This window comes from Streptomyces sp. NPDC020884 (assembly GCF_044333935.1).
In the GTDB taxonomy this organism is placed as follows: domain Bacteria; phylum Actinomycetota; class Actinomycetes; order Streptomycetales; family Streptomycetaceae; genus Streptomyces.
The window spans coordinates 703400-729852 of the sequence record NZ_JBIRRY010000003.1 but is presented as its reverse complement, the minus strand read 5'-3'; the positions used below and the strand labels follow the sequence as shown (position 1 = coordinate 729852).

Annotated in this window: 16 protein-coding genes; 7 read left to right on the top strand and 9 right to left on the bottom strand. The window is 72.2% G+C overall.

All coding sequences use genetic code 11. The features are described from left to right. Positions 1-2: 2 nt before the first annotated feature. The 6 genes from ACH4UK_RS14275 (at position 3) to fabG (ending at position 16323) form a co-directional block, all read left to right on the top strand. The gene (locus ACH4UK_RS14275; protein WP_398356308.1) at positions 3-8255 is read left to right on the top strand and encodes an SDR family NAD(P)-dependent oxidoreductase; all 8253 of its coding nucleotides are present in this window, start codon (positions 3-5) and stop codon (positions 8253-8255) included. A 3-nt stretch (positions 8256-8258) separates the two neighbouring features. After that, on the top strand, positions 8259-13187 hold the full coding sequence (locus tag ACH4UK_RS14270; RefSeq protein WP_398356307.1) for a beta-ketoacyl synthase N-terminal-like domain-containing protein: 4929 nt from the start codon (positions 8259-8261) through the stop codon (positions 13185-13187). A gap of 26 nt (positions 13188-13213) precedes the next feature. Further along, positions 13214-14479 (top strand): hydroxymethylglutaryl-CoA synthase family protein, encoded by a 1266-nt coding sequence (locus tag ACH4UK_RS14265; protein ID WP_398356306.1) that lies wholly within the window; start codon positions 13214-13216, stop codon positions 14477-14479. Further along, positions 14476-15231, top strand: coding sequence for a polyketide synthase (locus ACH4UK_RS14260; RefSeq protein ID WP_398356305.1), 756 nt, complete (start codon positions 14476-14478; stop codon positions 15229-15231). Before ACH4UK_RS14265 ends, ACH4UK_RS14260 begins: the two co-directional genes overlap by 4 nt. A gap of 100 nt (positions 15232-15331) precedes the next feature. After that, entirely contained in the window at positions 15332-15577 is a 246-nt protein-coding gene (locus ACH4UK_RS14255; protein WP_398356304.1) for a phosphopantetheine-binding protein, read from the top strand. Then, on the top strand, positions 15574-16323 hold the full coding sequence (fabG, locus tag ACH4UK_RS14250) for a 3-oxoacyl-[acyl-carrier-protein] reductase (RefSeq protein ID WP_398356303.1): 750 nt from the start codon (positions 15574-15576) through the stop codon (positions 16321-16323). The genes ACH4UK_RS14255 and fabG overlap by 4 nt, the downstream gene beginning before the upstream one ends. A gap of 106 nt (positions 16324-16429) precedes the next feature. Here fabG and ACH4UK_RS14245 read toward each other — a convergent pair whose 3' ends face one another. The 6 genes from ACH4UK_RS14245 to ACH4UK_RS14220 all read right to left on the bottom strand — a co-directional run bounded on the left by ACH4UK_RS14245 (position 16430) and on the right by ACH4UK_RS14220 (position 21725). Then, positions 16430-17176, bottom strand: coding sequence for an ABC transporter permease (locus ACH4UK_RS14245; protein ID WP_398356302.1), 747 nt, complete (start codon positions 17174-17176; stop codon positions 16430-16432). Beyond that, positions 17173-18099, bottom strand: a complete 927-nt coding sequence (locus tag ACH4UK_RS14240; protein WP_398356301.1) for an ATP-binding cassette domain-containing protein — start codon at positions 18097-18099, stop codon at positions 17173-17175. The genes ACH4UK_RS14245 and ACH4UK_RS14240 overlap by 4 nt, the downstream gene beginning before the upstream one ends. A 7-nt stretch (positions 18100-18106) precedes the next feature. Next, positions 18107-18403, bottom strand: a complete 297-nt coding sequence (locus ACH4UK_RS14235; protein WP_398356300.1) for an AbrB/MazE/SpoVT family DNA-binding domain-containing protein — start codon at positions 18401-18403, stop codon at positions 18107-18109. A gap of 192 nt (positions 18404-18595) precedes the next feature. Continuing rightward, entirely contained in the window at positions 18596-19246 is a 651-nt protein-coding gene (locus ACH4UK_RS14230) for a response regulator (protein WP_398356299.1), read from the bottom strand. Between the two features lie 670 nt (positions 19247-19916). Further along, positions 19917-20084 carry a hypothetical protein gene (locus ACH4UK_RS14225; protein ID WP_398356298.1) on the bottom strand — a complete coding sequence of 56 codons (168 nt, stop codon included), beginning with the start codon at positions 20082-20084 and terminating at the stop codon, positions 19917-19919. Positions 20085-20459: 375 nt separating this feature from the next. Continuing rightward, a complete protein-coding gene (locus ACH4UK_RS14220; protein WP_398356297.1) occupies positions 20460-21725 on the bottom strand; it encodes a sensor histidine kinase in 1266 nt (421 codons plus the stop codon). A gap of 153 nt (positions 21726-21878) precedes the next feature. On the opposite strand from ACH4UK_RS14220, the gene ACH4UK_RS14215 reads away from it, so the two are divergent. Beyond that, positions 21879-23975, top strand: a complete 2097-nt coding sequence (locus ACH4UK_RS14215) for a protein kinase (RefSeq protein WP_398356296.1) — start codon at positions 21879-21881, stop codon at positions 23973-23975. Positions 23976-23996: 21 nt separating this feature from the next. Here the strand turns inward: ACH4UK_RS14215 and ACH4UK_RS14210 are convergent, their stop codons facing one another. Genes ACH4UK_RS14210 through ACH4UK_RS14200 form a run of 3 tightly spaced genes read right to left on the bottom strand, consistent with a single transcriptional unit; the run spans position 23997 to position 26363 of the window. Then, entirely contained in the window at positions 23997-24401 is a 405-nt protein-coding gene (locus ACH4UK_RS14210; protein WP_398356342.1) for a GntR family transcriptional regulator, read from the bottom strand. Between the two features lie 46 nt (positions 24402-24447). Then, positions 24448-25422: an ABC transporter permease gene (locus ACH4UK_RS14205; RefSeq protein ID WP_398356295.1), complete on the bottom strand. Its 975-nt coding sequence runs from the start codon at positions 25420-25422 to the stop codon at positions 24448-24450. Further along, complete coding sequence (locus tag ACH4UK_RS14200; RefSeq protein WP_398356294.1) at positions 25419-26363, bottom strand: ABC transporter ATP-binding protein; 945 nt, start codon at positions 26361-26363, stop codon at positions 25419-25421. The genes ACH4UK_RS14205 and ACH4UK_RS14200 overlap by 4 nt, the downstream gene beginning before the upstream one ends. Positions 26364-26453: the final 90 nt, after the last annotated feature.

The window sequence follows — 26453 nt, the reverse complement described above, 5'->3', positions numbered from 1 at the left end:
AAATGACCGAGCACGTCCGGTACTGGACCCCCGAGTGGCAGCCGTCCCCCGAGCCGGGTGGCCCCCGGAGCGGCGGCGTGCGCCCCGCCGGCCGCATCCTGCTGCTCACCGCGGCCGACGACGCCGAGCAGGCCGTCCGCCGCGAGCTGGCGGCGCGGCACCCCGGCGCCACCCTCGACGCGGTGCGCGACGCGGAGGCCTTCGTCGCGGCGCTGGGCGAGGGGCCGCCGTTCGATCGCGTCCTGATCTGGCGCGGCCCCGACGCGCCCGGCGGCATCGGCGGCGCGGAGGCCGCGGCGCGCGAGTACCTCCTGCTCCAGGACGCGACGCAGGCGCTGCTGCGGCAGCGGACCGGCGCCGAGGTGCGGGTGGTGCACGCGGTCGTCGAGGACGCGGCACACCGGGGGATCGCACGGCCGGAGTACGCGGCCGTCGGCGCCTTCGCCCGGGTCGTCGCCCTGGAGCGGCCCGGCTTCCACTACCGGAGCGTGGCGCTGACCGCGCGGCCCGTGGACGAGGCCGCCGCCACGCTGCTGGCGGAGTCCGGCCTGCCCGACGCGGCGACCGAGGTCCGCTACGACGGCGCCACCCGGGCCGTGCGGCGGCTGCGTGCGCTGCCCCCGGCCGGGCCGGGCGGGCGGGGCGCGGTCTCGATCCGGAGCGGTGGTACGTACCTGATCACCGGCGGACTCGGTGGTCTCGGGCGGGTGTTCGCGCGGGAGGCGGCCCGGTGCGACCAGGTCCGCCTGGTGCTGACGGGCCGCCGCCCGCTGGACGACGGGGGCCGGGCGTTCCTCGCCGAACTGCGGGACGCCGGCGCCCAGGTCCGCTATGTGCCGGCCGACATCGGCACCTCCGCCGGGGTGGACGCGCTGCTGCGGGAGGTCCGCTCCGGGTTCGGTTCGCTCACGGGGGTCATCCACTCGGCGGGCGTGATCCGGGACTCCTTCCTGCTGCGGAAGACCCGCGAGGAGGCGACCGCCGTCCTGGCGGCCAAGGTGCACGGCACCCGGCTGCTGGACGAGGCGCTGTGCGAGGAACCCCTGGAGTTCTTCGCGCTGTTCTCGTCGCTGGCCGGGGTGCTGGGCAACCTCGGGCAGGCCGACTACGCCTTCGGCAACGCCTACCAGGACCACTACGCCGGATGGCGCGAGTCGCTGCGGGGACGCGGGCTGCGGTCCGGCCGCAGCGTGTCCGTGGGGTGGCCGCTCTGGGCGGAGACCGGCGACGGCGGCGCCATGCACGCCGCGGACAGCGCCGAGGAGCGGGCCCGCGAGCGACTGGGCCTGCACCCGCTCACGGTCGCCGAGGGGGTGGACGCGTTCGCAGACGCGCTGGCGCAGGAGGCGGCGCAGGTGGTGGTCGTCAAGGGCGAGCAGCGCACCTGGGACCTGCTGACGGCCGAGCCCGGCGGCCCCGCGAACGAGCCCGCGGCCGCCACCGCCGTGGCCCCGCCGGTCCCCGCCGCCACGGAGGGGCCCGCCGATCCGGTGCTGCTGGCCAGAGCCCGCGAGCATCTGGTGCGGCAGGTGAGCCGCTTCGCCAAGCTGCCCGTCTCCGAGATCCGCACCCATGACTCCTTCGGCCGCTACGGCGTCGAGTCGATCATGATCATCGGGATGACCGAGGAGCTGGAGAGCGATCTGGGCCCGCTGCCCAAGACCCTGTTCTTCGAGTACGACAGCGTCGACGAGCTGGCCGAGCACCTGGTCCGCACCGCGCAGCCCCAACTGCGCGTCCTTCTCGGCCTCGGCGACGCCCCGCGCACGGCGGCGTCCGACAGCCCGGCAGCGCCCGCCGCGGCCTCGCCGACCGCCCCGGACCGCGCCCCGGGCGCCGCCGCGCCCTCCGGCAAGTGGGCGCTGCTGCGGAGCCGTGGCCGCACGGAGGCCCCGGCCCCCGAAGCCGCCCCGCCGCCCCCGGCGCCCCGGGCGCCCGCGGACCGCGACGACCAGGACATCGCGATCATCGGCCTGGCGGGCCGCTACCCGCAGGCCGACGACCTCGACGCCTTCTGGGACAACCTGCGCCACGGCCGGGACTCGGTCACCGAGATCCCCGCCCGCCGCTGGGACCACCGCCCCTACTGGGACCCCGAGAAGGGCAAGCCCGGTACCTCGTACAGCCGTTGGGGCGGCTTCATGGACGGTATGGAGCTGTTCGACCCGCTGTTCTTCAGCATCCCCCCGGTGGAGGCCGAGTACCTCGATCCGCAGGAGCGCCTCTTCCTGGAGACGTCCTGGGAGGCCGTGGAGGACGCCGGGTACGCGCCCGCCGCGCTCGCGGGCCGCAAGGTCGGCGTCTTCGCCGGGGTGATGTTCGGCCTGTACCAGCTGCTGTCCACCGACAAGCACGGCGGTGTGCTGCACGGCCACTCCTCGTACGCCTCCGTCGCCAACCGGGTGTCGTACTTCTTCGACTTCCGCGGGCCCAGCGTCACCGTGGACACCATGTGCTCCTCGTCGCTGGTCGCCGTCCACCAGGCGTGCGCCGCCATCCGCAGCGGTGAGTGCGAGGTCGCGCTGGCGGGCGGCGTCAACGTGATGACGCACCCGTCGAAGTACGTACAGCTCTCCCAGGGCGGCTTCCTGTCCACCGACGGCCGGTGCCGCGCCTTCGGCGAGGGCGGCGACGGCTATGTGCCGGGCGAGGGCGTCGGAGCCGTACTGCTCAAGTCCCTGCGCCAGGCGCGGGCGGACGGCGACCACGTGTACGCGGTCATCAAGGGTTCGGCCGTCAACTCGGGCGGCCGCACGAGTGGTTACTCGGTGCCCAATCCGCAGGCGCAGGCCGCGGTGATCAGTGAGGCGATGGCGGCGGCGGCCGTCTCCCCGCGCGACATCTCCTACGTGGAGGCGCACGGCACCGGCACCGCGCTCGGCGACCCCATCGAGATCACCGGGCTCACCAAGGCCTACCGGCTCGCCACCGAGGACCGGCAGTTCTGCGGCATCGGCTCGGTGAAGTCCAACATCGGCCACCTGGAGTCGGCGGCCGGCATCGCGGCCCTGACCAAGGTCGTCCTCCAGATGCGGCACCGGCAGCTCGTGCCGTCCCTGCACACCACGACGCTCAACTCGCTGATCGACTTCGGCAGCACCCCGTTCTCGGTGCAGCGGCGGCTGGGCGCGTGGGAGAGCCCGGCGGGAGTGCCCCGGCGCGCCGGCGTCAGCGCCTTCGGCGCGGGCGGCACCAACGCCCACCTCATCCTGGAGGAGGCGCCCGCCGAGCTGTCCGGCGACGGCGGCCCGCAGCGGCCGCCGCGCGAGGAACTGCTGCTGTTCTCGGCGCGCGACCAGGAGAGCCTGGCGAACGTCGTCCGCCGCACCCTGTCCCACCTGGACCGGCACACCGCCCCGCCCGCCGTCCCGGACCGCGCCGCCGACAGCGCCCTCGACCCGGTCGCCATCACCCCGGACGCCGTGCGCGACCGGGTGCGCGCCGTGGTCGCGGACGCGCTCGGCATCCGCCCCGGAGACCTCGACGACCACGAGTCCTACGCCGACCAGGGCCTGGACGCCTACGCCACGGCGGCCTGCCACGAGCGGCTCCAGGAGGAACTCGGCGCCACCCTGCCCGCGCGACTGCTGCACGAGGAGCCGTCCGTCGCCGGCACGGTCGCCCGGCTGACCGGACTGCTGGCCGGTGGCGGCCCGGCGGCCGGACCGGACTCGCCCCCCTCCGAGGACCGGCCCGAACTCCTCCTGGAAGACCTGGCGTTCACCCTCCAGACCGGCCGCGAGGCGATGGTGGAACGCCTCGCGGTCCGCGCCCGCACCGTGGCCGAGCTCCGCGCCGCGCTCCGCGCCCACCTGGACGGCGACCCCGACGTCCCCGGGGTGTGGTCCGGCTCGGCCGACGACCAGGACCGCCGGCTGCACTCCCTGCTGCGGCACGACGTCACCCAGAAGTACACCCGCCAACTGCTCGCCGAGCACCGGTTGGACGAGGCCGCCGGGATGTGGGTGATGGGCGCCGAGGTGGAGTGGTCGGCCGCCTGGACGGACCGCCGTCCGCGGCGGCTGACGCTGCCCACCTACCCCTTCGCCCGCGAGCCCCACTGGATCCTGCCCGTCGAACCGGACGGCCCGCTGATCCCGCCGCCCGGCGCGCGGACGCCCGCGCCGCCCGCCGCCGCGCCCACGGCTCCGGTCGCCGCCCCCGTGCCCCTTGCCCCGGGCGCCGACCGGGGCAAGGACCTGTACACCGAGGTCCTCGACGACCTCAAGGCCCGGTTCTCCGGGGCGCTGAGCATCCCGGTGGACCGGCTGAAGGCCCGCACCTCGTTCGAGGAATACGGCATCGACTCGATCCGCGTCACCCGGCTCAACAAGATCCTGGAGGAGGGCTACGGCTCGCTGCCCACCTCGCTGCTGTTCACCTACAAGGACCTGGAGTCGCTGGCACGGCACCTGACCACGGTGCGCCGCACCCAGCTCCCGAAGGAACCGCGGACGGTCGGCCCGCCCGCGGCCGCCGCCGCTCCCGCTCCCGCCGCCGTCGGCGACATCGCCGTCATCGGCATCAGCGGGCGCTACCCGCAGGCGCCGACCCTGGAACGGTTCGCGGACAACCTCGCGGCCGGGCGGGACAGCATCACCGAGATCCCCGCCGAACGCTGGGACCACCGCGACTACCCCGAAGTCGCCTGCCGCTGGGGCGGTTTCCTCGACGACGCCCTCGGATTCGACCCGTCGTTCTTCCACCTCTCGCCCAACGCCGCCGCCTATATGGACCCGCAGGAGCGCCAGTTCGTCCAGGCGGTGTGGCACTGCCTGGAGGACGCCGGATACACCCCGGAGGCCCTCGCCGACCCCGAGGCGGGGGACCGGCGCGGCAACGTCGCCGTCTACGCGGGCGTCACCTTCAACGAGTACGGCCTCTTCGGCGCGGCCGACCTGGCAGCGGGCAAGACCGTGCCCCTGGACGCGCAGCTGTACTCGGTGGCCAACCGCATCTCCTACCTGCTCAACCTGCGCGGCCCCAGCCTCGTCGTCGACACCGCCTGCTCGTCCTCGCTGTACGCCATCCACCTGGCGTGCGAATCGCTGCGGCACGGGGACAGCGAGGTCGCCATCGCGGGCGGCGTCAACCTCTCGCTGCACCCCAGCAAGTACCTGACCCTGGGCATGTTCAACTTCCTCTCCCCGGAAGGCCACTGCAAGAGCTTCGGCGACGGCGGCAACGGCTATGTGCCCGGTGAGGGCGTCGGCGCGGTGCTGCTGAAACCGCTGGAGCGGGCGATGGCCGACGGCGACCACATCCACGCCGTCATCAAGGGCTCCGCCGTCAACCACGGCGGCAAGACCAACGGCTACACCGTGCCCAACCCCGTGGCGCAGGCCGAAGTGGTCCGCACCGCCCTGGAGCGCGCCGGAGTCGAGCCCGGCGGCATCAGTTATCTGGAGGCACACGGCACCGGCACCTCACTCGGCGACACCATCGAGATCGAGGCGCTGGCCACCGCGTTCGACGGCTACCCCGACGACGGACGGCACTGCGCCATCGGCTCGGTGAAGTCCAACGTCGGCCACCTGGAGGCTGCCGCCGGAATCTCCCAGCTGACTAAGGTCATCCTCCAGATGCGGCGCGGCCGGCTCTTCCCCAGCCGTCTGAACTCCGAACGCCTCAACCCGGAGATCGACTTCGACCGCACCCCGTTCCGGGTGCAGCTCGCCGACGAGCCCTGGGAGCCGCCCACGGGCCAGCCCCGGCGCGCCGGCGTCAGCTCCTTCGGCGTCGGCGGCGTCAACGTCCACCTGGTGCTGGAGGAACACACCGGGACCCCGGGTCCCGGCAGCGGGCCCGGGGACGGCGGCCCCTGGCTGATCCCGCTCTCCGCCCGCACCCCGCAGGCCCTCACCCGCTACGCCGGGGCGCTGCTGGCGTTCCTCGAGAACGCCCGGCCCGGCGCCCTGCCCGACCTGGCGGACACCGCGTTCACCCTCCAGACCGGGCGGCTCACGCTGCCCAGCCGGGTCGCGTTCGTGGTGTCCGATCACGCCGGACTCGTCGAGCGGTTGACGGACTTCGTGGCCGGCGGCCCGGTGCCCTCGGGGACCGGCGAACTCGCGGACGAGGCCCGCCGCTGGGCCGGGGGCGAGGACGTCGACTTCGGCGCCCGCTGGACGGACCGCCCGGTACGCCGCACCCCGCTGCCCGGCTACCCCTTCGAGACGGACCCGTACTGGATGTACACGGCGCCGGTGCGCGGCGGCGGCGCCGAGCCGCTCCCGGCGCTGCCCGGAACCGCGGCGCAGGCCGACGGGCCGGACTCCGACGGGGTGGACCGCGCGTTCCTGCGCCGTCTCGCCGGGGCGTTCCCCGGCGAACGCCCGGAGCTGATGACCGGCTACCTCCAGCAGCGGCTCGCCGAGCTGCTGGGATTCACCGGTGACAAGCTGCCCGAGACCGACCGGGGCTTCTTCGAGCTCGGCATGGACTCCATCACCTCCACCCAGGCCCACAACCTGATGGAGCAGCTCTTCGACCGGGAACTCGACCTCCAGCTCTTCTTCAACTACCCCACGATCGAGGAGACGTCCGGCTACCTGCTCGGACTCCTCGACCCGGACGACGGGCCCGGCTCCACCGCGCCCTCCCCCCGGGCGGTCCCGGCCGCGGACGACACCGACGCCCCGGTCTGGCTGTTCACCCGCGACTGGACCGAGACCGGACCGGCCGCCGACACCCCCGGTACGGACACCGGCGGGACGGTGCTGCTCTTCGACACCGGCGACGAGCTGCGCTCCGCCCTGACCGGCCTGCCGGCGGCGCGCCGCCCGGAGCGGGTGGTCCTGGTGCGCCCCGGCGGCGAGGGCTTCCGCGCGCTCGGCGACGACACCTTCGAGGTCGACCCGACGGCCCGCGCCGATCACGAGCAGCTGCTCGCGGCGCTGGCGGACGAGGGCCGCACCGTGGACCGGGTGATCCACGCCTGGTCCGCGGACCGCTCCGAGTCCGACCCCGACCGCATCCAGGCCGGACTCGACAGGGGCGTCTACGCCCTCACCGCGTTCAGCCAGGCGCTGCTCGCGGCACACCCCGGACAGCGGGTGACGCTGCTGCACACCTTCGGCACGGGGGAGCACGGCGCCGCACCGGAGAACCGGGCGGTGGCCGGCCTCCTGCGGGCCGTGCGCATGGAGAACCCGGCGCTGGTCTACAAGACGATCGAGCTGACCCGCACCGACCCCGGCCGGACCGGGGCCGCGACCGCCCTCATGGCGGAGTTCGACCGGCCCGAGGCGGACATCGAGCTGCGGCACGACGGGAAGCGCCGCTGGACGCGGAGCTTCCGTCCGGTGCCCGCCGCGGAGGTGGCGGCCGCCCGCGCGCCGTTCGGCAGCGGCGGCGTCTATCTGATCACCGGCGGCCCCGGCGGACTGGCGGGCCTCTTCGGCCGCTACCTGTGCCAGGACCACCGGGCCACCGTGGTCCTGGTGGGCCGCCGGCCCGCCGCCCCGGAGCGGCTCGCGGAGCTGGAGTCCTGGAGCCGCGACGGCGCCCGCGCCGTCTACCTCCAGGCCGACATCGGCGACCGGAAGCAGGTCGAGAACCTGGTCGGCGAGATCCGCTCCCGCTTCGGCCCGGTCACCGGGGTGATCCACTCCGCCGGTGCGCTCCGCGACGGTCCGATCAAGGACAAGCGGCCCGAGGAGATGGCGGAGGTGCTGCGCGCCAAGGTGTTCGGCACCCGCAACCTCGACGAGGCGCTGCGCGGTGAACCGCTGGAGCACTTCGTACTGTTCTCCTCGCTCGCCGCCGTCCTCGGCAACTTCGGGCAGAGCGACTACTGCTACGCCAACAGCTACCTGGACGCCTTCGCCGAGTACCGGGAGGAGCTGCGGGAACGGGGCGAACGCGCCGGGCGGACGCTGTCGGTGAACTGGTCGTTCTGGCGCAACGGCGGCATGGAGACCAGCGACGCCATCCTCACCTGGATGCGCAAGCGCCTGGGCACCGTGGTCATCGAGGGCCCCGAGGGCTGGGATGCGCTGCGCGTCACGGCCGGGCTGTCCCACCCGCAGGTCGTCACCGTCAAGGGCGACATCGGCAGGATCGGCGGCCTGATGGGCCTGTCCGACGAGGACATCGCCTCGACCGTGCCGGTCCCCGAACGCGTCGCCCCGGCCGAGGGGGGCGAGGCCACCCCCGAGGCGCTGTCGCCGTCCAGCCTCGACGGCATGGACGAGGACGCTCTCGTCGCCCTGTTGCGGAACGAAATCGAGCTGAGTGAGAACGAGGGCCGTTGAGTCATGAGTGAGCACGTCAAGAGCAGCACCACCGAGGTGCTGAAGCAGTCGGTGGTGACGATCCAGAACCTGCGTCGCCAGCTGGAGACGGAGCGCAGCGCCGCGCGGGAGCCGGTCGCGGTGGTCGGCATGGCCTGCCGGTTCCCCGGCGGATGCGACACCCCCGAGCAGTTCTGGCAGTTCCTGCGTGCGGGCGGCGTCGGCGTCCGGGACGTCCCGGAGGACCGCTGGCCGGTACAGGACCACTACGACCCGGTGCCCGGCACGCCCGGCAAGATGTACATCCGGCGCAGCAACTTCCTCGAACGCGATGTCGCGTCCTTCGACGCCCGGTTCTTCCGGATCGCCCCCGTGGAGGCCAACTCCATGGACCCCCAGCAGCGCCAGTTGCTGGAGATCAGCTGGGAGGCGCTGGAGAACGCCGGGCAGAACCCCGAGGAGCTGCGCGGCAGTTCCACCGGCGTCTTCGTCGGGATATCCAGCAACTCCGAGTACGCCCAGCTCGTCCGCGACTCCACCGAGGCCAACGAGTACATCGGCACCGGCACCACCTCCAGCATCGCCTCCGGCCGGGTCTCGTACGCGTTCGGCTGGAACGGGCCCGCGCTCTCCGTGGACACCGCCTGCTCCTCCTCGCTGGTGGGCCCCCAGCTCGCGGTGGAGTCACTGCGCCGCGGCGACTGCGACATGGCGCTCGCCGGGGGCGTCAGCATGATGCTCTCGCCCGGCGTGATGGCCTCGCTGTGCGCGATGAACGCCCTGGCCCCCGACGGGCGGTCCAAGCCCTTCGACGCCGCAGCCGACGGCTACGGACGCGGCGAGGGCGCCGGCATGGTGGTCCTCAAGCGGCTCTCCGACGCGCAGCGCGACGGCGACACCGTCTACGCCGTGATCCGCGGCGGCGCCGTCAACAACGACGGCGAGAGCAGCGGCCTGACCAAGCCCAACGGCCGCGCCCAGCAGGCCGTGCTGTCCCGTGCGCTGGACAACGCCCGGATCGGCGCCGAAGCCGTCGACTACCTGGAGACCCACGGCACCGGCACCCTCCTCGGCGACCCGATCGAGATCGACGCCGTACGGCGGGTCTACGGTGACCCCTCCCGCAAGCTGACGCTCGGCGCGGTGAAGGCGAACATCGGCCATCTGGAAGCCGGAGCGGGCATCGCCAGCCTGATCAAGACCGTGCTCTGCCTGCACCACGAGCAGATCCCGCCGATCGCCGGACTCGACACCCTCAACCCGCGCATCGAGCCGCTGAGCGACTCCTTCGACTTCCCGAAGGAGCCCAAGCCGTGGCCCGCCACCGCGGACCGGCCCCGGTACGCGGCCGTCAGCTCCTTCGGGTTCAGCGGCACCAACGCGCACCTGATCATCGAGGAGGCCCCGCGCACCCGCCCCGAGGCCCCCGCCGCCGGGGCGGCCCGGCCGGCCGCGTCGCTGCTCACCCTCAGCGCCGTCGACGAAGAGCGCCTGATCCAGCAGATCCGCGACTTCGACGCCCACCTCGCCGCCCGGCCCGAGGTCCCCTTCGAGGACGTCTGCTACACCGCCAACGCCTGCCGCGCGGCCTTCACCCACCGGGCGGTCTTCCTCGGTGACGGCGCCGACGCCGTCCGGGACGCGTTCCGCGAGGTGCTGGCGGCGTACGACGAGAACAAGACGCTCTACTCGGACACCACGGAGATCCTCGGCAGCAGCCAGGGCCGGGACCGCTGGAACGCCAAGCGGACCCTGTTCACCCCGCACGCGGGGGGCCGTGCCTTCGCCGCGCTGACCGACGAGAAGATCCAGCCCAAGCTGGCGTTCCTGTTCGCCGGGGTCTCCGGCGACACCGCCCGCACCCTCGCCGCGGCCCGCTCCCTGGCCGCGCGCTTCCCCGTGCACCGCGCCGCGCTGACGGAGTGCCTGTCCCTCTTCGAGGCCGAACTCGGTCCGCAGACCGGGGCGTTCACCGGCGATGACGCCGCGCCGGCCACCCCGCAGGCGGTCCGCGCCCGGCTCTTCGCCGCCGAGTACGCGCTGAGCCGGCTGCTCGCCTCCTACGGTGTGCGGCCCGAGATCACCTTCGGGGAGCGCACCGGCTCCCTCGTCGCGGCCGTCGTCTCCGGCGTGCTCGGCCTGGCGGCCGCCGTCCGCCATCACACGGCACTCGAAGCGGCCCGCGCCGCCGGAGAGACCGTCCACCACGCGCGGGTGGTGCTCGGCGCCGAGGCCTTCGACGGCGTCCTGCGCGACTGGCTGGGCCACGTCCACCTGTCCGCCGTGTACGGGCCGGACGAGCGGATCGTCTCCGGCGAGCCGGACGCCCTGCAGATGGTGTCCGAGGCGCTGACCGCCGCGGGCGCCGCCGTCACCGGGGAACCCGACGGCGACTGGCCCTCCGACGCCTACCGGGCCGGCGCCGAGACCTGGCGGCGCGCCGTCCGGGACGAGGAGTACCGGCAGCCGGCCAGCCGCTACCAGTCCGCCCAGACCCTGCGCACCAGCCACAACCCGGACGAGCTGCGCGCCGAGTTCCTCGACCACACCCTGACCGCGCCCATCCGTTACGAGGAGGGCCTGGAGGAGCTGTACGAGCAGGGCTACCGCTTCTTCGTCGAGCTGGGCGCCGGGCCCGCCGCGGGCGTCCTGGAGCGGGAGGACGTGGTGGTGCTGCGCCCGGCCGAGGACGCCGAGCCGCTGGAATCCCTGCTGCGGGTGCTCGCCCAGCTCTCCTGCCTCGGCTCGTCCCTGGCCTGGCACGACCACTACGACGGCCAGGGCCGGCGCAAGGTGATGCTGCCGAACCACCCCTTCGAACCCACCCGCCACTGGCTGGCCCGCACCGACGCCGACCAGGCCTCCGGAGGCCTCACCGCAGGGCTCACCGGCGGCCTCAGCCGCGACGGTCTGCGCGCGCTCCCCCTGGACCTGCCGATCCCGTCCCAGCAGTACCTGTACACCTTCGCGCACCGCAACTTCCCCGAACTCGCCGACAACTCCGGGGTGGTGCACGTCGGCTACTACCTGGAGATGCTCTGCGCCGTGATGGCCGGGCAGCACGGCGACGGGGCCTGCCACGTACGGCGGATGAGGTTCGACGCGCCGGTCATCGTGGCAGCGGAGGAGATCAAGGAGGTCCTCCTGGTCCTGGACCCGCAGAGCGACGGGGCCTATGACTTCGCCTTCCACAGCCGCGATTCGGCCGCCGCCCGCTGGACCCAGCACGTGCACGGCACCGTCGCCGCGCACACCCCCTCCACCACCGCCGACCGGCCGCTCGACCTGCCCGCCCTCCGACGGGCCGGCACCCGGCAGGTGGGCCGCGAGGAGTTCTACCGGCCGCTGGAGGGCGACCGGGGCTTCTACTTCGGCCCCGCCGTGCGCTTCGTGGACGAGGCCCGGTGGACCGGCGACACCGGGATCCTGGTGGGCTTCGCCGGACCCGCCGACGGCTCGCCGGTCGACGGCTACGCACTGGGCTTCCACCCCGGCGTCCTCGACAGCTGCGCGCAGAGCTGCAACTACGCGGTGCTGGAGCGGTCCGCGCCCGGACAGAAGTACATGGTCGCCTCCCTGGACGACGTGGTGCTGCGCCCCCGCGGCACGGACGGCGGCGGCCTCTTCGCGTCCGTGGACATGCCCGGGTTCGACCGGGAGAAGGGCGAGGTCACCGGAGACATCCGGCTGGTCGACGGCGCCGGGAACCCGCTGGTGTCGATCGGGAGCATCCGGCTCAAGGAGTTCGACGAGGAGCGGATCGGCGCGTTCAAGGCCATGATGGACGCCGCCGCCCTCGAACGGGACGGCGAGGACCGGGACTTCTACCAGCGCTACCACCAGGCCGGGGTCGAGCGTAAGCGGGAGATGGTGATCGAGTACCTCAGCCGGCTGCTCGCCCACATCCTGGAGATGGAGCCGGAGGAGGTGAGGCCCGAGGACGCCATGGAGTCGTTCGGCCTGGACTCCATGACCGGTCTGCGGTTCTTCAACAAGACCGGGACACTCCTGTCGGTAGACATCTCCTTCGCCGACATGGTGTCCAGCGGCACCCTCGGCGGCCTCGCCGACAACGTGATGGACCTGATGGTCGGCGGCGCCGGCAAGCTGCGCGAGGCGCAGACCAAGCCGTACGACACCGATCTCACGCCCGGCCACTGGATGTACCGGCACCGGCCCAAGCCGGAGGCGAAGGTCCGGCTGTTCTGCTTCCCCAACGGCTACCGCAACGCCGACCTGTTCGACTCCTGGCAGGAGGTGCTCGGCCCCGAGATCGACGTGTGCGCCGTGATGCTGCCCGGGATGGACACCCACCGGCTCGACGAGCGGTCGCCGGCCGACATCGAGGACTTCATGCGGACCATGGAGCGGGTCGTGGACCCGGAACTCCTGGACATCCCCTGCGCCACCTTCGGCCACAGCTGGGGTGCGCTGTTCTCCTTCCGGCTGGCCTACCGGCTGGGCCTCAACCCCCGGGCCAAGCTGGTGCGGACGTTCGTCTCGGGCTTCGCGGCCCCCGTCACCAAGAACCCCAGCATCCAGGACGTCCTGGACCAGCTGGCCAAGCACAGCATGACCCGGATCCCCGGCTACGAGGAGATCCGGCAGGACCAGGACAGCCTGGACGCCGTGGTCCGGGCCTACGAGACCGCCTGGGGCTACGGCGAGATGGAGACGAGGGCCACGCTGCCCCAGCTCCTCGCGGCGTGCACGCTGATCGACCGCTACGAGCACACCCCGCAGGAGGCCTTCGCCGCCCCCATCACCGCCTTCCACGGAGTGGACGACTGGGTGGCGTCGGAGGAGTCGAAGCTGTGGGAGCGGCTGACCACCGGCCCCTTCGTCCTGCACACCATGGCCGGTGACCACCAGTTCATCGATGCGCACCAGTCGCAGCGCCGGCTGCTCGGTCTGATCCGTGAGGAACTGATGGGCGCGGTGGACCCGTCGTGAGTGGTGTCAACACAAGGAGAAGCGGAATGGAACGGCGCGCGGCGGGCATCGAGGCCGTCAACTTCTACGGCGGTTCGGCGTATCTGGACGTCGAAACCCTCGCCAGATACCGGGGATTGGACAACGAGCGGTTCGGGAACCTGCTCATGCTGGAGAAGTCGGTGGCGATGCCCTTCGAGGACCCGGTCTCCTTCGCGGTGAACGCCGCCAAGCCGATCGTGGACGCACTCAGCGAGGCGGAGCGCGACAGCATCGAGATGCTGATCACCTGCACCGAGTCCGGCATCGACTTCGGCAAGTCCCTCAGCACCTATGTGCACGACTACCTGGGGCTGAGTCGCACCTGCCGGCTGTTCGAGGTCAAGAACGCCTGCTTCTCGGGGACCGCCGGCTTCCAGAACGCGGTCAACTTCGTGCTCTCCCAGGTCTCGCCGGGCGCGAAGGCGCTGGTGGTGACCACCGACATCGCCCGGTTCAAGGCGACCGAGGGCGGGACGGGGCTGGAGGAGGACTGGCTGTTCGCCGAACCCACCGGCGGCGCGGGCGCCATGGCGATGCTGGTCAGCGACACCCCGCACATCTTCAGCGTCGACATCGGGGCCAACGGCTCCCACGGCTACGAGGTGATGGACACCTGCCGCCCCGTGCCGGACAGCGAGGCGGGCAGCGCCGACCTGTCGCTGATGTCCTACCTCGACTGCAGCGAGGCGGCGTACCGGGCCTACGAGCGGAAGGTGGAGGGCGTCGACTACGCCACCACCTTCGACTACCTCGCCTTCCACACCCCGTTCGGCGGCATGATCAAGGGCGCGCACCGCACCATGATGCGCCGGGTCTGCAAGGCCAAGGGCCCGGCCATCGCGGCCGACTTCCAGCAGCGGGTCGTCCCGGGCCTCACCTACTGCCAGCGGGTGGGGAACATCTTCGGCGGCACCGTCTTCCTCAGCATCCTCTCCACCATCGCCCACGCGGACCTCTCCGCACCCCGGCGGCTGGGGGTCTTCTCGTACGGCTCGGGCTGCTGTTCGGAGTTCTACAGCGGTGTCGTCACCGCGGAGAGCCGGCGCCGGGTGGAGGCGATCGACGTGGAGAGCATCCTGCGGGGCCGCCACGGGCTGACCATCGACCAGTACCTCCAGCTGATGAAGGAGAACGAGGTCATCGAGTTCGGCACCCGCAACGTGGAGCTGCGGCTGGACGTCATACCGGAGGTGCTGGACACCATCTCCGGCACCGACCGCCTGGTGCTGAGCCGCGTCGACGACTACCACCGGGAGTACCAGTGGGTGTGAGCGACGCCGTCACCCTGTCGGAGCCCCTGCCGGGGGTCGCGCTGGTCACCATGGAGGACCGCGAGCACAAGAACACCTTCACCGACGCCCTCCAGGTGGGCCTGGGCGAGGTCTTCCAGGAGGTCGCCGCCGACGAGCGGTTCAAGACGGCCATCCTGACCGGCTACGGGTCGTTCTTCTGCTCCGGCGGCACCCGGGACGCCCTGTTGAACATCCAGGCGGGCGGGGCGACCTTCCTGGTCGAGGACCGCCCCAATGTGTACTCGCTGCCGTTGGACTGCCCGGTCCCGGTCATCTCGGCGATGCAGGGCCACGCCATCGGCGGCGGGCTGTCGATGGGCCTCTTCGCGGATTTCGTGATCCTCTCCCGGGAGAGCGTCTACACCGCCAACTTCATGAAGTACGGCTTCACTCCGGGCTTCGGCTCGACCCGGGTCTTCCCGGAGAAGCTGGGCACGGCGCTCGGCGGCGAGTTCCTGCTGACGGGACGTACCTTTCGCGGCGCCGAACTCGCCGAGCGGGGCGTGCCGTTCCCGGTGGTGCCGCGCAAGGAGGTGCTGCCGAGGGCCCTGGCGCTGGCGGAGAACCTGGCGGAGAAGCCACGCACCTCACTGGTGCTGCTCAAGGCGCATCTGACCAGCGGCCTGCGGGCGGAACTGCCCGGCGTCATCGAGAAGGAACTCGCCATGCACGAGGTGACCTTCCACCAACCCGAGGTCAAGAGCCTGCTCATGAGCCGCTACGGCACCTGAGCGGCATCGGGACCCCCCCACAGGCGTGCCCGCTCCCCGCGAGCGGGCGAGCGGGCGCGCCGGACCATCGCACCAGGAAATCGCACGAGGAAAGAAGAACATGACCGAGGACGAGATCTTCACCACCCTGACCGGCGTCTTCCAGGAGATCATCGAGGACGCGGACGTCCGGGCCATCACGCGCGAGGACAGCCTGCGCGACCTGGGCGCCAACTCGATCGACCGGGCCGAGATCATCACGGACACCCTGGAGCAGGTCGGCGTCACCATACCGATGGTGAAGTTCGCCGACGCCCGGAACATCGGCGACATCGTCTCCGTGATCGCCGCAGGGGTCCGCTCGTGAGTGGCCCGGGTGCCCTCGGCGGCAAGGTGGCGCTGGTCACCGGAGGATCCAGGGGCCTGGGCCGGGCCATGGCGCTGCGGCTGGCCCGGGACGGGGCGGCGGTCGCCATCGTGTACGTCAGCGACGACTCCAGCGCCAAGGAGACGCAGGGGGAGATCGAGCGCCTCGGCGGCACGGCACGCAGCTACCGCTGCGACGTCTCCGACGCCGAGCAGGTCACCCGCTGCGTCAAGGCCGTCACCGCGGACCTGGGGCCGGTCGACATCCTCGTCAACAACGCGGGGATCATCCGCGACGGGCTGGCCGCGTCCATCAAGGACGAGGACTTCGACGCGGTGATGAACACCAACCTCAAGGGCGCGTTCCTGTTCATCAAGGCCTGCTACTTCGGCTTCATCCGCAAGCGCAGCGGCTCCATCATCAACATCTCGTCGGTCTCCGGGGTGTTCGGCAGCGCCGGCCAGGCCAACTACGCCTCGGCGAAGGCGGGGCTGATCGGGCTGACGAAGAGCATCGCCAAGGAGCTGGCGGAGCGGAACGTCCGCTGCAACGCCGTCGCGCCCGGTCTGATCGCCACCGATATGACGCAGGACCTGGTCGACGACTCCAAGCGGCTCGACCCGGTGCCGATGCGGCGCTTCGGCCGCCCGGACGAGGTCGCCGGTCTGGTCGCCTTCCTGGCCGGGGACGAGAGCTCGTACATCACCGGGCAGGTCGTCTGCGTGGACGGCGGCATGGCGATGTGACGCGGCCGGCCACCGGTGTGTGTGCCAGGTACCTGACACAGAAGAGGGTGCCCGCGGTCAGGAACGATCTGACAGCGGGCACCCTCATCCGGTTCGCGGGCCGGGGTCACTCCCAGCGGAAGAACCGCGCGGCGAGCCCGGTGGCCACCACGAGGAGGCCGCCCAGCACCGACACCGCCACCAGGTTGTCGCCCCAGGTGCCGCCCTGCCACAGGTCCTGGAGGAACTCCGTGAGCTGGGTGAGCGGGGAGATCTGGGCCACGCTCCGCACGTTGTCGGGCAGGCTGTCCAGCGGCACGGCGCCACCGGAGACCATGATCAGCGGGTACACCAGGGTGTTGCCCACCGCCTGGGCGGCGCCGGGCGACGGCAGCGCCGCGGCCAGGGCGTAGCCGACCGCGAGGAACGCGGCGATGCCCAGCAGCAGCGCCAGCAGCACCGAGACGATGCTGCCCTCGGCCTTGGCCCCGAAGGCCGTCATGCCGATGACGAGCATCAGCACCAGGCTCACCGTCAGGATGGCGAACCGCACCGTCACATCGGCCGCGATGTACTTGGCCGGCTTCAGCGGCGTCGCACGGAAGCGGCGCAGCGCGCCGTTGTCGCGCTGCCCGACCAGGTCGACGGGGATCATCACGAAGCTCGTGATGGCGAGGACGATCGCGGAGAAACTGACGAGGTTGGCCTCGACGAAGCTGCGGTCGCCGAACTCGGGACGCGCCTCGGTGCCGAAGATGGCGCCCATGATGACGACGAACAGCGGGCCGAAGGCCAGCATGAAGAAGACGCTCGCGGGCTCCCGCAGGGTCCGCTTGGTCTGGACGGCGACCAGGTTTCCGAAAGCCGATGTCACTGACCCGACCCCTCTCGCATGGGACGGCCGGTCAGAGACAGGAACACGTCTTCCAGATTGGGCTGTTCGGAGCGGAAGTCCTCCGCGATGAGCTGGAGGTCGGCCAGCAGCGCCATGACCTCCTGGGCGAAGGCCCGGCCCTTGCCGCGGACCACGACGCGCCCCTCGGTGCGCTCCACGTGGATGACCGAGGGCAGTGCCTGGAGTTCATTGATCGGCGGGCGGCCGTTCACCGTGAACGTCAACTTGGTCTCGCCGTCGAGCGAGTTGATCAGGTTCGTCACGGTGTCCAGTGCGATGAGCCTGCCGTGGTCGACGATCGCCACCCGGTCGCAGAGGCGCTCGGCCTCTTCCATGAAGTGGGTGGTGAGGAACACCGTGGTGCCGTTGTCGCGGATGTCGCGGATCACGTCCCACACCGCGTGCCGGGACTGCGGGTCGAGCGCCGTGGTGATCTCGTCTACGAAGATCAGCTCGGGGTTGTTGACCAGGGCCAACGCGATGAAAACGCGCTGGCGTTGACCACCGGAGAGCTTGTCGACGTAGGAGTTGACCTTCTCGTCCAGGCCCAGTTCCCGAAGCGTCTTCCGCCAGTCGCCGGGGTTGCGGTAGAAGGAGGAGAAGAGCTGCAGCGCTTCCCCGACCTTGATGCGGGGCGGCAGCGCGGAGGTCTGGAGTTGCAGACCCACGCGCTCGTGTATCTCCGCCGCGTCCTTCGCCGGGTCCATGCCCAGCACCTCGACGGAGCCGCTGTCACGGGTGCGCAGTCCTTCGACGCACTCCATGAGGGTGCTCTTTCCGGCCCCGTTGGGGCCGATCATGCCGAATATCTCGCCCTGCTGGACCTCGAAGGAGACGCCGTCGACGGCGAGCAGTTCCCCGTACCTCTTCGACAGGTCCTGGCAGCGGATGACTGTGTTCATGTCTCGTTCATTCCTTGTCGTCAGCCTCCTGTGACTGCCCGTGACCCTGCTGGAGATGACCGCCGGGAGGGGAGAAGCCGCTCTGCATCAGCGATTCGAGCTTCAGCAGAGCGATGCCGTGCTGCGGGTCACCGAGAACCAGGAGCTTGTCGCCCGCATGGATGTCCAGATCGCGACGGGCCTTGGCCGGAATCACGACCTGCCCCCGCTCACTGACGGTCACGGCACCGTAGAAACCCCGCCCCTTCGGGTCGTACGAGGGACTGTCGGAAGCGCCGCGCCCCTTGTCTTCGGCCGGGGTCATTTGACCGTTCCTCTACTCGCGGTACACATGATTTGGCATGTATATCATGTCGATCTCCGACGTCTGTGTGGGTGCGACGACGGCTTGATGACGATGCGGTCTCAGAGATGTGAGGGCCCGTCAAAAGCGGTGAACACGCCCTGTTCCAACCGGAGATGACGGATCAGTCCGACTCCTCCGTGGTGGCCGGATTCACTCCTCCAGACCGTTGCCCCAGACCCACGCGGCGATGCCGACCCGATTGCGGACGGCCAACTTCCGCTGGATGTTGGAGACATGCGTCTTGGCCGTGCCGGCCGAGATGAAAAGTGCGGCCCCGAGCTCCGCGTTGGTCATCCCCCGGGCGACCAGCCGGGCGATCTCCGTCTCCCGGACCGTCAGCGCGTCGAGCGGCTGCGCGGCCCTGGGCCGGCCGGCCTCCCGGTGGTGCCGCAGCAGACCGACGGTGAGCGAGGGGCTGATCAGGGTGTCGCCCGCCATCGCCGCGCGCACCGCCTCCACCAGCAACGTGGGCCCCGATCGCTTCAGCAGGAAGCCGCAGGCGCCGTTGCCCAACGCGGTGTGGACGTACTCGTCGAGCCCGAACGTCGTCACCACCACCACGCGCAGCGGGTTCTCGACCCCGGGCCCGGCCAGCCGGCGGGTGAGCTCCAGGCCGTCCAGGCGCGGCATGCGGATGTCGGCGAGAACGACGTCCGGGCGCAGCTCCGCGGCGAGTTCGAGGGCCTGCTGACCGTCGGACGCCTCACCGACCACGTCCATGTCGGGCTGGGAATCCAGGATGAGGCGGAATCCGACGCGTACGGATTCCTGGTCGTCGGCGAGGAGTATGCGCAGGGTCACGAGCGGAACCGTAGTTCGGGTCCGCCCGTGCGGCCACCGGTTCCGTGCCCGGACGACCTCCACGGCCCATGCCCCGGTCCGTCGCCGGCCGCCGGATATCTGCCGTTCGGCAGATGTGCCCGGTGGGCCCGTCCCGCGATGCTGCCCGGAGGACGAGCCGAGGAGGAAACACCGTGACGCACGTGACCGAACGCAGGCCGGCCCGGCCGGCCGGCGGCGCACCGGACCGAGGGGCCGGGCGACGCGACTCCACGGCCCTGATCGGCTGTGCGGCCGTCCTGGCGCTTCTCCTCTACGGACTCGCCCACACCTACTGGGCCCTCGGCGGCGACGGCTTCCCGTTCGGGGCCGACGACGCCAACCCGGAGTACTCGGCCTTCGAGCACGTCGGCCGTGACCGGCTGGCTCCGTGGATCGCGGGCGGGTTCCTGGGCAGCGCCGCGGTCGCGGTCCTTCTCGCGCTGCCCGGCCGCCGACGGATCCCCACCCCGGTGCTGGTCGGGGCCACCGCGCTCGCGGCGGCCGCCGTGTTCTGCACGCTCGCCGACTTCCGGATCCTCGGCAATCTCGCCTATGTCTTCCTACTGAAGTTCGGCGCCATCAACTGGAGTGTGATCAACCAGGTGTTCGCGGTGGTCGCGGTGGGCCTCATGGCCGCCTCCGCGGTCGTCTACCAGCGCCGTACGTCCGGCGCGTGCACCGGCTGCGGGCGCACCGAAGCGGGCGCCGGCTGGACCTCGCCGGAGTCCGCCGCCCGCTGGGGCCGAAGAGCCGTCCGCACGGCGGTCGCCGTCCCTCTGCTGTACGCCGCGACGCGGTGGGCCTGGGCCCTGGGCATCCCGCTCGGCATCTCCGAAGAGCTCTGGGAGGAGGGCAAGGAGGACCACCTCTGGCTCTTCGGCGCCGCGCTCGCCACCATGGGGGCGCTCGGCTCGCTGCTCACGCTGGGCCTGGTGCGCCGCTGGGGCGAGGTCTTCCCCCGCTGGGCGGTGGGCCTCCGGGGCCGGCGGGTGCCCGCCTGCACCTCCAGGGGGCCTTCGACAACCAGAGGGACGACTGGGGCGCCACGGTGCCGGAGATGGTCTGGCCGGTGTGGGGGATCGCCCTGGCGGCCGCCACCCTCGCCTACTACTTCCGGCGGCGCGGCGTGTGCAAGCGCTGCGCCCGCGGCTGAGGACGTGAACGGCCCCGCCGAGCACGTGAACGGCCCGCGTCAGGCGACCGGTTCCGGCCCCGCCCCGGCCAGCGGCAGGACCGCGACGACCCGCCAGCCGCGCCCCTCGTGGACGCCGAACTCGAGGGTCCCCCCGAGCGCCCGAGCCCGTTCGGCGAGCCCCTCCAGGCCGGTGGCCCCGGGCCGGCCCCGGTCGCCGAGACGCCCTCGGCCCGCCTCGCCGGCGGAGGGGGCGCCGTTGGCCACGGACACGGTGAGCACCGCTTCCGGGTGCTCGGGGCCGGACGCCACGGACACGGTCACCCACGGCGTGGCGCCGGCGTGCCGCCGTACGTTGGTCAGCGCCTCCACCACCACCCGGTGGGCGGTGCTCGCCACTTCGCGGGGCACCCGGCCGATCTGCTCGGGCGACCGGTCGAGGTCCAGGCGCACCGTGGCCCGGCCGGCGGCCCGGAACCGGTCGACGACGTCCACGATGTCCTCGAGGCCGGAGGCCCCCGGCGGTGACGCATCCGCCGCGCCCCGGCCGCCCGGGTCCGCTCCGTCGGAGGACCGGAGCATCAGCACCGTACGGTCCATGGAGCCGAGGGCCTGATGGCCGGAGGCCTCGATCTGCCGGAGGAGCGGCAGGAGCTTCTCCGGGTGGTCCGCGCCGATCACTTGTGCCGCCTGGGCCAGCACGACGATGCCCGACACATCGTGGGCCACGAAGTCATGCAGATCGCCCGCCAGTTGGAGGCGCTGGCTGCGGCGGGCCTCGTGCACGGCCCGGATCCGGCGCGTCTCCAGGGTGCGCAGACCGCCGCCCGTCGCGGCCGCGGCGATGGCGCCGAGCGCGAAGAAGGCGCTCTGCGCGGCGGCTTCGAGCAGGGTCGCGGGGACCTGGAGCCGCAGGAGCGCCGTCGACGCCAGCGCCCCGAGTACGGTGCAGAGCACGAAGGCCTGCCGGGGCTCGGCGTACCGGGCGACCAGGCAGACGAGCACCAGCACCCCCGCGATCTCCACCAGGGTGGCCACGCCGGTCGCCTTCTCCAGTGCCGGAGGCCGGCCGAACACCGTGCCGAGGGTGGAACAGACGGCCACGACCACGGCGGCCGCCGGGACGACCCGGACCCGGGTGTGCAGGCCGGCCGCGGCGAGCGCGCCGAGCACCGCCGCCATCATGGGCAGGACCGCGTGCCAGCCCGCCGAGGGGCCCGACAGAAGTCCGGCCGGCACCACGCAGAACGCCAGGAGACCGCAGACCGGCCCGGCGACGCGCTCCCCGAGGCCGCTCTGGACGCGACCCCCCGTGTTCGTCCCCATGACCGCGATCCTACGGACCCGTCGGGATCCCCTCCCGGGAGGCGGCCCCCGCCGTGCGTGACCGTTCTCCGGCCTATCCTGAGCGTTGCGCGAACGGCTCCGGCCGGATGTGAACGACCGCAGGGGCAAAGGCCATCGGGGGATCGGGTCAGGATGAGCAAGGGCAAGGACAGCGGGCGCTACACGGCGATGGAGGGCATACGGCCGCTCGCGGCCGGTGACCCGGCCCGGATCGGGCCCTATCCGCTGCTCGGCCGGCTCGGTGCGGGCGGGATGGGCCGGGTGTATCTGGCCCGCTCCGGGGGCGGGCGCACGGTGGCCGTGAAGGTGGTGCACGAGGAGCACATCGCGAACGGCGAGTTCCGGGCCCGCTTCCGCCGGGAGATCGAGGCGGCCCGCCGGGTCGGCGGGCGGTACACCGCGCCCGTGCTCGACGCCGACCCCGACGCCGAGCAGCCGTGGGTGGCCACCGGCTATGTGCCCGGCCCCTCCCTCGAACAGGCCGTCCGGGAGCACGGTCCGCTGCCCGTCGACTCGGTGAACGTGCTGGCCGAAGGGCTGTTGAGAGCGCTGCGCGGTATTCATGCCGCCGGGATCGTCCACCGGGATCTGAAGCCGTCCAACGTCCTGCTCACCGTCGACGGCCCCCGCGTCATCGACTTCGGCATCGCCCGCGCGCTCCAGGTCTCCGTGGAGTCCCTGCTCACCAGCACCGGCATGGTCATCGGCTCGCCCGGCTTCATGGCGCCCGAACAGATCCTCGGCGAGGAGACCGGGCCCGGGGCGGACGTCTTCTCCCTCGGCTGTGTGCTGATGTACGCGGCCACCGGGAGCCTGCCGTTCGGGGCCGGGGTGAGCAACCAGCACGCCGTGATGTTCCGGATCGTCCAGTCCCCGCCGGACCTCGCGGCGGTGGCGGACGCCCCCTTGCGCGAGCTGATCGAACGCTGCCTGACCAAGAGTGCCGCCGAACGCCCGGGTGTGGACGCGCTGTTGGAGAGCATGACGCCCGCGCGGCCCTCGGGCGCCCTGCGCGGCGCGTGGCTGCCGCCGGTGCTCCTGGCCCGACTGGCGCAGCAGGCGGCCCTGTTGCTCGACGCGGAGGTGCCGGAGGACCCCGAGCAGCCGGAGGGACCGGGCGGCCCGGACGTACCGGAGAGTGCCGGGCCCCCGGAGGGCGCGGATACGCCGGAGGGCGCGGGACCCGCGACCCCGGGATCCAACGAGCCCGCTGCCCCCGCCGCCCCGGTTGTCCTCGCCGTCCCGGCGGCCCCCGCTGCCTCTGCCGTCCCCGCGGGTCCCGATCCCGGCACGGTCGATCTGCGGCCCGCGTCGGCGAAGGACGACGCACCGGACCCGAAGCCCGAGCAGCAGGCCGGGCCGGACGCGGCCCCCGAGCCGTCCGGCGCGGTGGTCGTTCCGGCCACCGCGGCTGTTGGGGACCGACCGCGTCGTCGGCGGCGTGCCTGGGTCGTCGCGGCCGCCGTCGTCGCCGTACTGGTGGCCGGTGGCACCACGGCCTTCCTCAACCGCGACCCCGGCGGCGGCGCGGACGCCCGGGGCGGCGGGTCCGCGGCACCGCCCGACACCGGCGACGCCCCCGCGGCCTCGCCCTCCGCCAAGGGCGACGACGAGAACGGCAAGGACGGCGCGAAGGACAAGGACAAGAAGAAGGACGACGAGAAGGAGAAGGAGAAGGACGAGGGAGGCGGCGACGCGGCGGGCGGGCAGGGCGGCAGCGGCGAGGGCTCCGCTGCCGACGGAGGTTCGTCCGGGGGCCAGGAGGCGGCAGCCTCCGGCGGAGGCGGCGCGCAGGGCGGGGCCGGTTCGTCCGGGTCGTCCGGGTCGGGCGGCTCCGGGGGCGCTCCGAAGCCCCCCGCCCCTGACCCGGATCCCGCCGGACCGGACAACCGGGTGCCGCAGTCCTTCGTCGGCACCTGGTCCATCGCATCGCAGTACGACGTCCTCCAGCCCCACACCGTGGTCGTGCGGCGGGTGTCGCCGGGGCAGAGCGCGGTCACCCTCGTCGCCGACGTACAGGGCTCGGGGCACTGCGAGTACACGGCGAAGCTGACCTCGGTGGCGGACGGCGGGAAGCGGATCAACGTCGGCGCCGGCGTGGTGGACCAGGCCCGTTCCACCGGGATGTGCCGCGACACCGAATCCTCGTTCTTCACCGTCGCCGGATCGGGGATCCTGCACGACGTCGGCCCGGCCCACGGCAGCGGCTACCGCTACAGCCGCGCCTGACCGGGGGGAGGCCCCGGTCCGTCAGCCCGTCGTCTCGCCCGGATAGGCGCTGTCGAACGCCGAGTGGAACAGGGCGGTGACGTCCTGGCCGGTGAGCCCTTCGGCACGGGCCAGGGCCAGCCAGTCGGCGAGGGCGGCGCGCAGCGGTGAGTCGGGGCCGGACTGGGGCTGGGCGAGGGAGCGGGTGATGAACGTGCCGGCTCCCTGCCGCACTTCGGCCAGGCCCATGCGCTCCAGTTCGCGGTAGGCCTTGAGGGTCGTGTTCGGGTTGACCTTGGTGGTCGCGGCGACCTGGGCGGCGGTGGGCAGGCGGTCGCCCTCCTCCAGCGCGCCCATCCGGAGCGCCTGCTCGACCTGCCGGACGATCTGGAGATAGGTCGCCACTCCACTGCGCCGGTCGATGCGGAACACGACCACGGCCTTCACCTTCCGCTCGAATGCCGACACTCTACGTAGGGGGACAGGGGCGTACTCACAGCGGGCGACGCGAGACCCGCCACAGGGTGAACGCCGTGAGCAGGGCCGTTCCGGCGAGCAGGAGGCCCGCCGCGGTCCACTGCATCGACGCCATCTGGCTGTAGTCGAGGTACTCGATGACGTCGTTGACGATGCCGTGCTCCTTGATGCACGCGTTCTGCAACTTGTCGGTCGCCTCGGCGCAGGTGCCCCAGCCGTACAGCGTCCCGTCGGCACTGCCGACCCAGCGGTCCACCTCGTACGCCTCGTCGAACCGGGCAGGGAGTTCGGTGTCCATCGGGTACGTGAACATCTGCGTGGTGCCGAGGCGTACGCGCACCTCGTCCCAGACGAACATGGTGGTGATGGTGGTGAAGAGGAACGTGATCACCATCGCCGGGAGCACCCGGCGGACCACGACGCCGATGGTGACGCCCGCCGCGGTGAGGAAGAGGAGGAACGCGGGCAGGACGGGCCCGGTGTTGTCGAAGATGACGCCGTCGATCCAGTCGCTGAGGAAGACCGAGCGGTAGGGCTTCCACCACCAGGTGAACAGGGCCGAGAGCACCAGGCCGGAGATCAGCGCGAGGGCGTAGGCCAGGCCCAGTTTGGCGATCAGCCACTGGCGGCGGGTGACGGACTGGGTGGTGACGAGCTGCGCGGTGCCGTTCTCCTGATCGCCAGCGATCAGCGGGGCGCCGATGAAGACGGCGAGGATCAGGGGCAGGCCGCTGAGGACGCTGTTGATGTAGTTGTAGCCCCGGTTGTTCTCCATCGGCCGGCCGGCGTCCTTCTCCGGCCAGCCCTTCGCGTCGAGCAGCTGCACCAGCTCGTTGCGCTCGTACACGATCCAGAGCGCGGTCAGCAGGGTGAGGCCGAGGACGCAGGCCAGCGCGACCCGGTGCTGGCGGACGACGAGCCACGGCACTCCGCGCAACAGGCGGCGGCCGGAGTCGATCCCGGCGGGCTTCTCGGTGAGGGTGGTGCTCATGCGGCCTGGTTCCCTTCGGCCTCGACGCGGGCGCCCTGGGTGTAGAGCGAGGGTGCGTCCGGGGAGCGGAGATGGGCGAGGAGGACTTCCTCCAGGGAGGGTTCGGCCGTCTCCCAGTCGGCCGGGAGCGGGCCCTTCGGCCGGATCATCGCCTGGAACTGCCGTCCCTGGAGGCGGGTTTCGACGACCGTGTGGTGGGCGAGCTCGGGCGGCGGCGCGCCGTCCCGGGCCACCCCGGTGACCAGCGCGTGGGCCGGGACCAGCGCGTCGGCGTCACCGGCCATCCGGATCCGGCCCTCGGCGACGACCAGCAGGTAGTCGCACATGTCCTCCAGCTCGGTCAGCATGTGCGAGGACATCACCACCGTGGTGCCGCGTTCGACGGCCTCCGACATCAGCAGGGTGCTCATCTCGTCGCGGGCCAGCGGGTCGAGGTCCGACATCGGCTCGTCCAGGAGCAGCAGGTCGGGCCGCTTGCCGAAGGCGAGGGCGAAGGCCACCCGGGTGCGCTGGCCGCCGGAGAGCGTGCCGACCCGGGCGTGGAGCGGGACGTTGCCGGAGCGGACGATCCGCTCCGCCGCCGCCGCGTCCCAGCCGGGGTTCAGCTCGGCGCCCATGCGCAGGGTGTCGGCCACGCTGAACCGCTTGAACAGCGGCTTCTCCTGTCCGAGGAAGGCGAATCTGGGCATCACGGCGGGGTCGTCGACCGGTACGCCGAAGACCCGCAGTTCGCCGGTCGTCGGCTGCACCTGCCGGGTCGCCAGTCCGAGCAGGGTGCTCTTGCCGGCCCCGTTCGGCCCGACCAGACCGCAGATGCGGCCGGCCGGGATCCGGAAGGAGCAGTCGCGCAGCGCCCAGCCGCGCCGGTAGCGCTTGCCCAGGCCGCGGGCTTCCAGGGCCCAGCTGCCGGACGTCCCGTTCGGAGTGCTCGTGTCTGCCACGCGCCTCGCCTCGATTCCATTAGTCAATTAATGGAATCATGGAGTCGTGAGGGAATGGCTGTCAAGCTCGCGAGGTCGGGGAGGGTCCGG